Below are 10694 nucleotides of genomic sequence, written 5' to 3' on the forward strand. Positions count from 1 at the left end.
CTAAACGTGATCCCCTGTCCGCATTTCGCGGAATTCTCCGTAGTCATGTCCGGCGTGCCGTAATGCGTGCGACCATCGGCATCGGCATATCCGCCGGCGGCGGCTGGCGCAGGGTGATACCTGCGAGAACCTCACCGCTGATGGCCGCGTCCACTTGCGGATCGCCGGTCGAATTGACGAGTTGCACCCGGCTGACGTGGCCCGTCTGGTCCGCCCATAGCCGGACCTGCACCTGCATCACGATGTTGCGCGTCTTAGGATTGGCGCGAAGGGCGCCCTCGATCTGCTGCTGGACCATCGACGCGTACCAACCCCATCGACTGCCGCCTCCTCCACCGCCACCAAAACCGCTCTGTCCCTTGCGTGCAGCCAGATTGAACTGGTCACCGGGACCATCGGCTGCTTGATCGAGTCCAAGCGGACCGGTCGGGGGCACGTCCGCCGCGTCTTCGGGCGGCGCGTCCTTCGGCTCCTCGACCTCCTTCTCGGCCTGAACCTCCGGCTCCTTGATCTCCGGCTGCTCAATCATTTTCTGCTCGGGCTCCGGCGGTGGCTGGACCTCCGGTGGTGGTGGCGGCGGCGGAGGCGGCGGCACGATGTTGACGATCGTGAGCTCCTGCACGGGGCGCGGAGGCGGCGCGCCGTCTCCGGAAACGAACAGGGCGGCAATGCCTCCAATGATGCCGACTGCAATAAGGCCCGCAGCGAGCGGCACTCTGTTGCGACGAACGAACGATTCCTCGTCGTCCCGCGCGGCGACCTTCCCCTGGTCGTCCTGGAGGCGGCTCATGACGTGCCGCCTTCGGCCTGGAACCCGCGCGTCAGCAGCAGATACTGAGAAATGAACGCTCGCGCCTCGGAGACGTTCGCTGTCTCAAGCGTGATACGCGTCGTGAAAGCGTCGCCCAGCACAACACGATACGGCAGTGGCTCCTGCCCAATCTCCATGTAAGCCGTGCTGTCGATCAGTAGACGCTGGCGATCTCCCCGCGCGAGCGTGAGCAGCACCGGGTCATCGGCATCGTCTACGTCAGCCACGGCGGCGTGACCGAGCTCGCGCGCGAGCTGGAGCAGGACACCGCGGCCGTTCAACGGGAACGGCACCACCGTCGCCAGCTGCGGAACGCCGGCAGAGCGCTTTTGAGAGGCATCTCGCGACGCCATCCGATCGACGGTGTTCAATGCCGCACCAGCAAGCCAGGCACGGCAGCGCGCCAACAGACCGCCGCTTCTGTCCGCGGACGCCGGGTTCGCCGGGTACGCACAAGCGACATCGTATTTGGACTGCCCCTCGCGCATCATTTCACCAGTGGCTTGGTGGCAAGGCCAACCTGCGTGATGCTGAGCCTGCCCAAGAGATCGAGGACATCCATCACGTTCTGATACTGAGTCTGAGAATCTCCTCGGAGGACCACCGGGAACTCAGGCGTCAGCGCCTTCATTTGGACCAGCCGTTGCTCGAGCTCAGGCAAGGTCACCGGAATGGTGTCGAGGAAGATCTTGCCGTCGTTCGATACCGTGATCGCCTTCGTCGTCTGCTGTGCCAGGCTCGGCGCCGCCGAGGCCTTCGGCAGATTGACCTTCATGCCCTGGACGGTTGCCGTGGTCATCACGATGAAGATGATCAGCAGCACGTAAGCCAGATCGAGCATCGGCGTGACGTTGATGTCGTCGTACGGCTTGTTGTCCGATTGGATCTGCATCAAGCCTACTCCGCTGCAATACGATGTTGAAGCGGATCGGGGCGTTCACGACTGAAGGCCTCGGCCATCTTCGTCACGAACTCCTCGACGAACACCTGCATCTCGGTCGTACGATCGCGAATGCCGAGCGTCAGGTAGTTGTAGGCAAACAGAGCGGGGATCGCGACCGCAAGACCGGCCACCGTCGCCATCAGTGCGCCGGCGACACCTGGTGCGATCGCGTTGATATTCACGTCGCCGGACATGGCGATGGCCGCGAACGTGATCATGACGCCAATGACGGTGCCTAGCAGACCAAGGAACGGACCGCCCGAGATCGAAATGGTAAGGATCACCATCATGCGGTTGAGCATCTGGATCTCGCGAACAAGACCAGCCTCAAGCGCGGCGCGAATGGAGGCAATCGCTTCGGCATTGAGAACAGGGATACGGCCGGGCTGCGTGCCGCTAGAGCGCTTGCGAAGCTCCTCGGCGCCGATCCGATACAGGCGCAGCATCGAGGCATCGCGCCGAATGCGCTGCTGGGCCTTGTCTCCGGAAGCGCCGTCCGCGAGGAGAGCTGTGAGGTCGCTATCGAGCGAACGGAAGCGCGGCAGGAACTCGGCGTTCGCTTTGCGCTGGCGGCTGAGATAGCCACTCTTCTCGACCATGACCATCCAACTGGCAACCGCCATGACCAGCAGAATGCCGATCACGACCCAACCGTCGACGGTGACAGCGCGAATGAGGACACCAAAATAGCCGGACAGCCAGCTTGCGGTTTCTTCGTCCGGGCTGAACGCGATGAGCTTCGTCGGATCCGTGCCCTGGCTGACAGCCAGCGCCTTGATGAAGCCCGCAGGACGCGCCGCCTTGATCAACATGAGTTCGTCGATATCGCCGACAAACCCGGGCATAGCGGCCGCGGTTGTCGCGACGGGCGCGGCAGGAGCCGGCTGTGGTGTCGCTTGCACGCCAGGATCCTGAACGGCTCCTGCGCTCGGATTACCCGCAGCTGCGCCAGGCTCGGTGGTCGGGGCAGCCGCTTGGCCCTCGCTAGCCGGAGCAGCGGCGACGGGCGCTGGATTAGCCGGCGCGGCAGTCACGACAGCTGTATCGCCTCCGAGCAACGCGGTGGCTTTGAGAGCCGGAATTGTTCCGGAAATCGATGCATACGCGTTGCCGTCAAGGTAAAGCGTGACAAGGCCCGGCGTCGCAACGACGGCCAAGTGATGCCACCCGCCGGGAGCCACCGGTGCGCCGGCACTGCTACGGTGCGTTGCACCGCTGGCGGAAATCTCGACGAACGGCATGCCGTCGTCCATACCGATGACAAGACCGTTGCTGCCTTCGCGCCGGCTATAGATGACGGCGTTGCGCTGCAGGCTTGCGGGCTTGATCCATGCAGTCCAAGTCAGCGCTCCGTCCTGAGCTATCTCCAGCGACTGAGTCGCCGGGATCGTCACAGACGTGACGCCGTCGAGACGCAGACCAGTGCCTATCAACGAGCCATCCGCAGGCTGACCTGCTCCTTGCGCATGGTTTGCCCATACCGAAGCATCTTGCGCCGGGGTGCCGCGCTCCCCGAAGTGATAGACGAGCGCGGTGTCTGAAGTGTAAGTCGCCTTCGGATCGCTGGCAGAGGTTGCCTTCTGGTTGCCGTAGTAAAGCCAGATATCGGCCTTCGACCCAGCATGCAGATCCGGCATGCTGACCCAGACCAACGCCTCGCCGAGAAGCGCGTCATATTTTTCAATATGATATTTTAGCGGCGTCTTATCGTCCCCGCTGACGAAGCGAAGATCGCTGCCATCCTGTTTGGCTTGCCCAAAGCGGAAGTTGCCGACATGGAGACGCACCAGGACAGGCACCGCACCGATAGTATCGGTGATCCCGGCACCGGTCGGACTGGCGTCGACCATGATCTTCTTGCGAAGCGACCACTCCTCGTTCCACCATGCCTGTGCCGAGGTCGGCAAGAAGGCCATAACGAACAGCGTCGCTAGGCAGGCCCACAGCGTACGCACTGCAAAGCGATTTGGTCCGGGATTGAACGCGCGCTTAGTACTCATGCTCTCGAAATCCATGTGATCTTCCCCCTGGGCATCAGAAACTGCCTGATGCGCTGAACAGCACGCGCGGCTCGGTGGCGATGGTCTCGCCAACATCGGTCATCGGCACGGCATAGGTGATGCTGCCGTCGAATTGTTCGAGCAGCTTGAATCGTGTTCCAACCCCGTAGCTCCAAAGCGTGAAGCTCGACGCCTGATCGGCAAGCGGCTCGTGGACTATCACGGTGCCCGCATCGACGAAGCCGAACAGGCGCCAATCACGCATCAGGTTTGCCAGCTTGTTGCCGGCTTCGTCGGTGGTGCTCTCGCCATGCAGCGCCTTCTGGAGCCACTGTCCGATTTCAGGCGTACGCACCTCAATCGTTCCGTTCACGCCCGTATCGCCGATCGCTTCCGATTCCAGATAGCCGCGTACCGTATCCGCGCCTCCGATGCTCATCTGCTCGCTCGACACCATCGGCCCATCGGCGATCTGCGCCTGAACCTTGCCAAACAACTCGAAGCCTTCCGGCAGCTGGTGCGTGTGCTGCAGATCGCCATTGAAATGGAAGAAATTGCTGTCGGCGAAAGCGCGCTTCGTCCAGAATTCGTCGAAGCCACTGCCGGGACCGCGCAAATTGAAGGTTGCGCCGATGTTGCCTTGCGTGACGCTTTTCTCGCCCTGCAAAGTCGCGCTATAGGTGACGACGCCAGGGTAATAGGTGATGGGCGACGAAAAGCTGTCCTTACCCAACGCGACGATCTGCCCAAAATGCTTGTAGTCGATGCCAAACGAAAGGCTGTGGTAGAAGTCGTCTTTGTTCGGCAGCGTCAGAATTGCGCGCGCACCAAGCACTTGACCTGGGCCGATGACATTCATTCCCCCGACGGTCGCGATGTCGCTTTTTGAATCCAATCCGTAAACAAGCACGCTCGTCCAATCGGTAATGCGTGCGAGGTAGGATCCCGACACCACTTCGGCATCGTTGGTGCGTTCGGGCGCGACCTGATAGGACAAACTGAACGAGTGGCCGCGCTGCCAGAGATTGTCGTACTTGATGTTGGTATTGACCCGCAGCGCCGTCGTATTCGGCGACTGGCGGTTGTTCACCTCGACGCTGGCATGCAGCGGAAGCTTGTCCTCGACATTGAGATCGACATCGATGGTGCCGGGCTTAATCCCCGCGCGCAACGCTGGCGTCACGCGCCGATCCGGCCATTGGTTGAGCGCAACGAGATCTTCAGTGACGGTATTGAAGTTCGGCAACGTCCCTTCCTTGAGGGACGGTGCCTTTTCCTTGATGCGCTCAAGATCGTGGTAGCGCGAGTTTTTCACCCGCACGTTGCCAATGCGGCCCTCAGTGACAGCGAGGACAACCGTTCCGCTCGCAACGTTTTGAGCCGGTACCGACACACTGACGGTCTGATAGCCCTTGTCGTGATAAGCCTTTTCGAGCGCGGCCCGCGCCTTGTCGACATCATCCGCAGTGCGGTTGGGCCCTAGAAACGGATAAACTGCCTCCTCGACGCTCTCCTGGGGGAGCTCGATCGCTCCGTCGACCCGGAACTCATCAATAAAGAACGGCGGCTGCGAAGCAGCACCTTCCTGCGGCGGCGTTGCTTCGTTTTTCGCGGTCGCACCGGCATCGACGCCCCCCGCGTTCTCTTTTGACGGCTCAGCCTGAGCAACGCGGCGGACATTCGTTGCCCAACCTTCCTCGGCCGCAGCAGCATCGATCCTGCCGCCCACGGCCAGCACGGCAACAGCGATGATCGCCGCACCATGAGACGACCGCCGCACGCTATCAGCCTTCAATCTCGCCACGCTCCCCATTCCCCCTCGAACGCGGAGAGGCACCAAATGTTTAAAATCTGGTGCTCCTCTTCTTCTTCTGAGACGTCGGCGCATGAGCCGATGCGAATCCTGGCGCGCAAACTTTCTCGAGAAGCCCGCGCGACATGTGTCAAATCGGCAATAAAAATGGGCCGGCTCTCGCCGGCCCAAAGTCTGGGGACAATCAGAAGTTTCTTTGGGGGCTCGTTTAGAAACGGGAATTCAGGCCAAACCGCAGGAGCGTCACGTCATGGTTGACATCTACCTTTGGCAGCTGGGCGCCCTTTCCATCTGTGCCGAGCTCATAGCTGGTCTCGCCGAGGTCACCATAGAGACCTTCCGCCTTGATCGACCAGCGTTCGGAGATCGCTTGCTCGAAGCCACCGCCGACAACCCAACCCGCATTGACCTTGGTTTCAGACCCATCGTAGGCGCCACGCGCCTTGCACAATCCGGAGGGCGCAGCCGCGGGACAATGCTGGCCTTGATCCACGCGAGCCCACAGCAGCCCGGCAGTGATGTAGGGCATGAACCGTCCGGCCGCGAGGCCGACACGCGCACGAACCGTGCCCAGCGCATCAATCTCACCGGAAGAGTCAAGGAAGTTGGCGTCGTCATGAACGGAAGTGTTCAACTTGCCGAACGATGCATCGGTTTCGATGCCGATCACAATTCCGGTGCTTCCCGGAAATTGACGCTGATATCCGACCTGAGCGCCGAAAACGGCGCCATCCAGATCCTGCTCGCGAGCCGCGCTATTGGTAACATCGAGCGAATTCGTTGCGTAGCCGCCGTGCACGCCACCGTAGAAGCCCGTCCAGTTGAACGGCCGCACAAGATCTCCGTCGCCAGCCCACGCCGGTATCGACGACAGTAGTGAAACAGCAAAAACCAACCCCCGGCACCGCATAATATCGCTCCCAAATCTCACCCCGGAGCCACGCTTTGCCCGGACGAGCAAATCCGCGTCTCTGTCTAGGAGACGTCCAAACACTTCGGCTTGCGAATCCAGCCTGCTTCTTTTTTGTCAGAAGGTGTCCGCGCGCAGCGGACTTTCCTGAACCTCAGATCAACTGAGGACTGTCAGGCCCGCAGGCAATGCTGTGACCTTGGCACCGAACAGTTGCTCGACCTGGGCAATGAAACCCCCGAGCTGGTCACGTCGAAACGTGCCATTGACGACACGCTTGCCGAGCACGGCGTTCGCTATGACAATACGCCCAGGACGATAGCGATTGACCTCTTCAATCACCTCGGCGAGCGGCCTATTCCTGAACACCAGCATTCCCGTACGCCACGACGTGGTCTCCTGCGCGTCGACGCTTATCACCTCATTGAAAACCGATGACGTGTAGGAGATTTGCTGACCGGCGTTGAGCGCCGCAACTTGGTCTCTCTGCCGAACCTCGACCTCTCCGCTAAGGCAGGTAACACAGACAAGCCCGTCTATGCAGCGGGCATTGAAGCTGGCGCACGCGGCAGTCATTTCCCCATCGGCAGCAACGACGATGAGCTGACCAGCGGCGACCGCGTTTGCGGTGATTGCGGCCTCACCTGCAATCAACTCGAGCCGCGGCCGCTCGGCCATTGAACGCACGGCGAGACTGGTCAACGTGCTGAGCTCGATGGAAACGTCAGGGCTGATGTCTATATGCCGTTGCTCGCCCTTCGCGGTCCGGTAGTCGGCTCTGAACTCGCGCAAAGAGGGCCACAAATCGAGTGGCGGGCTCACGACCGCGTAGGCAGCCGATGCGGCCAGGGCGGTAAGGCCTCCGCCGATGAACGCGCGTCGTCCCAGAATAGGGGCAATACGTGCGCTGCGCACTGGCTGTTCCTCGGCCAAGCTGGCGGCGGCAGTTCCGAAATCCTTCCACAGCTTCGCCGCGCGCCGGAACGCATCCTCGTGGGCCGGGCTTTGCGCGCGCCACCGCTTGAGGTCCGCGGCATCCCCGGCCGTTGCTTCGCCCGACGTCAAGCGGACCACCCACGCGATCGCTTCGCGCGTTAGTGGATCCAGGTCGGGAGGTTGGTCAACAGCTTCGGTCACGGCTCCATAAGCCCTCTTCGCCGCACCTAATCCACAACCTTTGCCAGGTGCCCGACGGGATATCTATCTAGTAGACGATTCGGAACCGTCAGGTCCGAATCCGGATCCGAGCTTTTCCTCGAGCCGGCGGGTGCCATACTCCAAGGCACGTTGGATCTCGAAATCCACGGTTCGTACACTGACACTATGTTCCTTGGCAATCTCGCGGCGAGGAATTTCATCTAGCAATGCGGCTTTGAAAATAGCACGGCGCCGCTCGGGCAACTCGGTAAGGACTTGCTCGAGAAGCCGCAGCTCGGAACGGGCTTCGGCGGCGCGTGCCGGATCGGGCGCATCGTCGGCCACATTGAGCAGCGCGTCGACCTCGTCGACGGTCAGCTTGCGCGCCTCGGCGCGACGGCGGTCGGCAGCAATATTCAGAGCGACCCTGAAAAGATAGTCCTGCGGACTGCGAATAGGTCCTAGATCGTGCCCCTTGGCGAGTCGCAGGTAAGTATCCTGCAACGCCTCATTGGCACTCTCTGTGGACCCTAATCGGCGCGCGAGCCGCTGGCTCAACGACGTATAGTTTGTAACGAGAAGATCCCGCAGCGCTGCTCGTTCAGCGTCCGACACGTGACTATCACCCCCGACACAACCATTCGAGGAATGGTGCGACTTCCAGCCTGGGCTCCTAGCGGCCTCGCACAACAAAAATGTGACACGTGGCAGACCCGCCGCTGTTTTTCTCAAAGTATCAACAAGCGTCGCCATATGAGCAGCTCGGCGTTGCGCGATTGCAACCCGCCGCATCGCGCTTAGGGCAGCTCGAACGCGACCGGAAGCCGTACACTGAGTTGATCGGGAAGATCGCTCGGAATGACCGGCAGCGGCTCGGCCCGGCGCACCGTTGCTAAGGCCTCGCGATCGAGAATGGTCTGTCCTGACGTTGATTGGACCCACGCATCGACGATAGTGCCGTCACGGCGCAGCAGAAAGACGACCTGCACCGTTCCCTCAACACCCTGGGCACGGGCACTTTCCGGATAGCGCTGATAGCGGGCGATGTGCCGCAGCAGGGCTTGCTGGAACTTGAGCGCGCGCTCTCGTGCCCCCCTACGGGCCGCTGCGGTATCGGTTAGTACCGCCGGCGCGGGCGGCGAACTGCGCACGGTTGTCGCCTCGAAGACGACCGTGTCACTCTCCGTCTTTTGGGCGTCCTTCGTGGTTTCAACCGGCGGCCGGTTCGAGATGCTCATGCTCGCCGATTGGTCTGGCTCTTCGGCGGCCAACGGATAGGGGGTTGGCTCAGTCGCCGGCATCAACCGGACTTGGATCGTGGATGCGCCCGCGTCAGCCGCCGAATTCGGTGCCGGAACCTGATGGTGCAGCCAGTATACGCCACCTGCCAACAGGATCACCGCGAGCGCCGAGACGAACAGTATGCGCACGACCTCGCTCGACGCACCGAGTGGCGCCTGTCGATTAAGATTATTTTCAGAGTCCTCAGCCATGGGCCTGCAGATTCCGCTGCGCTTTCTGTCCGCGCGCCGTCCTACAACGATCGGACAACGATGACGACTCGCACCGGCTGCGGCGCGTTAGCGGGCGGCGTGCGGCGCAGAACCAGCCCTTGCAGGACATCGGCGATGCGAGCGTCCCGTTCGCCGTCACCCGTCGATTGAGCGAGCGCGGCCTTGCGCACCGTGCGGCTTGGATCGACCCACAGCCGAACGTCGGCACGATAGTTTCCAGACCGCGTGCGCGTGTTCTTCCGCAGCGCGGCCTCGATATCGAGTTGCACGCTTTCGCTGAACTCGCGCATCGCCTGCGCACTTGGCCGTGCGCCCTCGCCGCTAACACGCATAATATCGAGCTGCAGGTCGGCCCCATCCAGTGGATCGGTAGGCGGAAGATGGTCATCGGAGGGAAGCGACAGCGTTATCGCATTGCTGCGGTTGTAGTGCACGGCAAGATCGCTGCGAGCAAGAAGGGTTCGCAAAGCGATCTGTGGCGTGAACATTCCCTCGACGGGCGCGGATAGAAGTCCTGCTGCGATTTCGCTCTCGTATAGGACCTCGACGCCACTCGCCTGACTATAGGCCTGCAAGGCAGTTGCCAACGGCTGGCTCGGAATTCGAAACATCACGGCGCCAGGCCCTGGATCGGCCTCGCCTTCGTGCGTCGCCGCTTGCGTGGCGGCAACGGTGATGAGCACCATCAACAGTAACGCCAGCTTCGGCCACCGCACGCGCCATGGCGCCCACGCGGAGCGTGGACAAATGGAAGGGCTGCAATTTGACTGTGACGCGGACATGGACGCATTTTCGGGCTGGCCGGGCGCAGAAAGCTGGCTGCGGCAATGCTGTTGCACGAAACCGCTCGATCCGCACTGATAGACCCGGCGAATATAACAGCATCATGTCAGTTGGCCGCTCCGGTGTCGCAAGACGGATCGACGAGGTCGCGCCGATCCGTCCCCGTCACCGCGAGCGCCCGCTGCAACAAGCACGCCGGTCTTAGCAGCATCGACGACGGCAAAGGCGATGCCATCCCGCCATCGGGCTGCTCTCACCGCCCACCCCCGCAAATCCACCTACGCTGAACACCAACCATCGATACCGGCGTGGCCCAGCGCTTCTACTGGACGCTGAGCTTGCGGCGCTCGGTTTCCGTCAGCTGATTTTTCTGCGTGTCGGAAAGCTCGCCGAGGCCGATGACCTGAAGGCGGCTCTTCGGATCATAGCTTCCCTGCTTCTGGCCCTGCGTCCGGCGCTTGCGCTCCTCGTCGTCGGTACCCTCGTCACCGCCGCCGAAGCCGATGACCTCGACGATGATCACCGACGGTTGCTCCGACGCTCCGGACTGGGCCGGGTTGGCCGCTGACTGGGCCGCGGCCCCCGACGCGTTCGAAGCCTCCGTCAGGCCGCCGATGTTCGGCGCCTGGATCTGCGGCACACCGGTCGTGCTGCCTTGTGCGGAGATGTTCGCCGCATTGACGATATGCAGCGCCGCGATGTTGACGTTGAAGCCGCTGACGCCGGCTTCGCCGACATCGACCGTCCCCAGCGGCGCAATCAGATCGACGTTGCCGCTCGCAG

12 protein-coding genes are annotated in these 10694 nt (G+C 61.9%); 1 reads left to right on the forward strand and 11 read right to left on the reverse strand.

What is annotated here, in order from left to right:
- Positions 1–43: 43 nt before the first annotated feature.
- The 10 genes from AB4Z24_RS09445 to AB4Z24_RS09490 form a co-directional block, all read right to left on the reverse strand.
- Entirely contained in the window at positions 44–790 is a 747-nt protein-coding gene (locus AB4Z24_RS09445; RefSeq protein WP_441707754.1) for a TonB C-terminal domain-containing protein, read from the reverse strand.
- Positions 787–1218 (reverse strand): hypothetical protein, encoded by a 432-nt coding sequence (locus tag AB4Z24_RS09450; protein ID WP_441707756.1) that lies wholly within the window; start codon positions 1216–1218, stop codon positions 787–789. The genes AB4Z24_RS09445 and AB4Z24_RS09450 overlap by 4 nt, the downstream gene beginning before the upstream one ends.
- An 80-nt stretch (positions 1219–1298) precedes the next feature.
- Positions 1299–1703 carry an ExbD/TolR family protein gene (locus AB4Z24_RS09455; RefSeq protein WP_441707758.1) on the reverse strand — a complete coding sequence of 135 codons (405 nt, stop codon included), beginning with the start codon at positions 1701–1703 and terminating at the stop codon, positions 1299–1301.
- A 5-nt stretch (positions 1704–1708) separates the two neighbouring features.
- Positions 1709–3754: a DUF2341 domain-containing protein gene (locus tag AB4Z24_RS09460; RefSeq protein ID WP_441707759.1), complete on the reverse strand. Its 2046-nt coding sequence runs from the start codon at positions 3752–3754 to the stop codon at positions 1709–1711.
- Positions 3755–3788: 34 nt separating this feature from the next.
- On the reverse strand, positions 3789–5558 hold the full coding sequence (locus AB4Z24_RS09465) for a ShlB/FhaC/HecB family hemolysin secretion/activation protein (RefSeq protein WP_441707761.1): 1770 nt from the start codon (positions 5556–5558) through the stop codon (positions 3789–3791).
- A gap of 217 nt (positions 5559–5775) precedes the next feature.
- On the reverse strand, positions 5776–6477 hold the full coding sequence (locus AB4Z24_RS09470) for an outer membrane protein (RefSeq protein WP_441707763.1): 702 nt from the start codon (positions 6475–6477) through the stop codon (positions 5776–5778).
- 159 nt (positions 6478–6636) lie between these two features.
- A complete protein-coding gene (locus AB4Z24_RS09475) occupies positions 6637–7614 on the reverse strand; it encodes a FecR family protein (RefSeq protein ID WP_441707765.1) in 978 nt (325 codons plus the stop codon).
- Between the two features lie 63 nt (positions 7615–7677).
- Positions 7678–8367 carry an RNA polymerase sigma factor gene (locus AB4Z24_RS09480; protein ID WP_441707766.1) on the reverse strand — a complete coding sequence of 230 codons (690 nt, stop codon included), beginning with the start codon at positions 8365–8367 and terminating at the stop codon, positions 7678–7680.
- A gap of 44 nt (positions 8368–8411) precedes the next feature.
- The gene (locus tag AB4Z24_RS09485; protein WP_441707768.1) at positions 8412–9107 is read right to left on the reverse strand and encodes an energy transducer TonB; all 696 of its coding nucleotides are present in this window, start codon (positions 9105–9107) and stop codon (positions 8412–8414) included.
- Positions 9108–9148: 41 nt separating this feature from the next.
- Positions 9149–9814, reverse strand: a complete 666-nt coding sequence (locus tag AB4Z24_RS09490; RefSeq protein ID WP_441707770.1) for an STN domain-containing protein — start codon at positions 9812–9814, stop codon at positions 9149–9151.
- On the opposite strand from AB4Z24_RS09490, the gene AB4Z24_RS09495 reads away from it, so the two are divergent.
- Entirely contained in the window at positions 9804–9989 is a 186-nt protein-coding gene (locus tag AB4Z24_RS09495) for a hypothetical protein (protein WP_441707772.1), read from the forward strand. The genes AB4Z24_RS09490 and AB4Z24_RS09495 overlap by 11 nt on opposite strands.
- A gap of 244 nt (positions 9990–10233) precedes the next feature.
- On the opposite strand, the gene AB4Z24_RS09500 is transcribed toward AB4Z24_RS09495, so the two are convergent.
- A partial coding sequence (locus AB4Z24_RS09500; RefSeq protein ID WP_441707774.1) for a filamentous haemagglutinin family protein occupies positions 10234–10694 on the reverse strand: 461 nt, incomplete at its 5' end.

This window comes from Hyphomicrobium sp. 2TAF46, assembly GCF_052114865.1.
Taxonomy (GTDB): domain Bacteria; phylum Pseudomonadota; class Alphaproteobacteria; order Rhizobiales; family Hyphomicrobiaceae; genus Hyphomicrobium_B.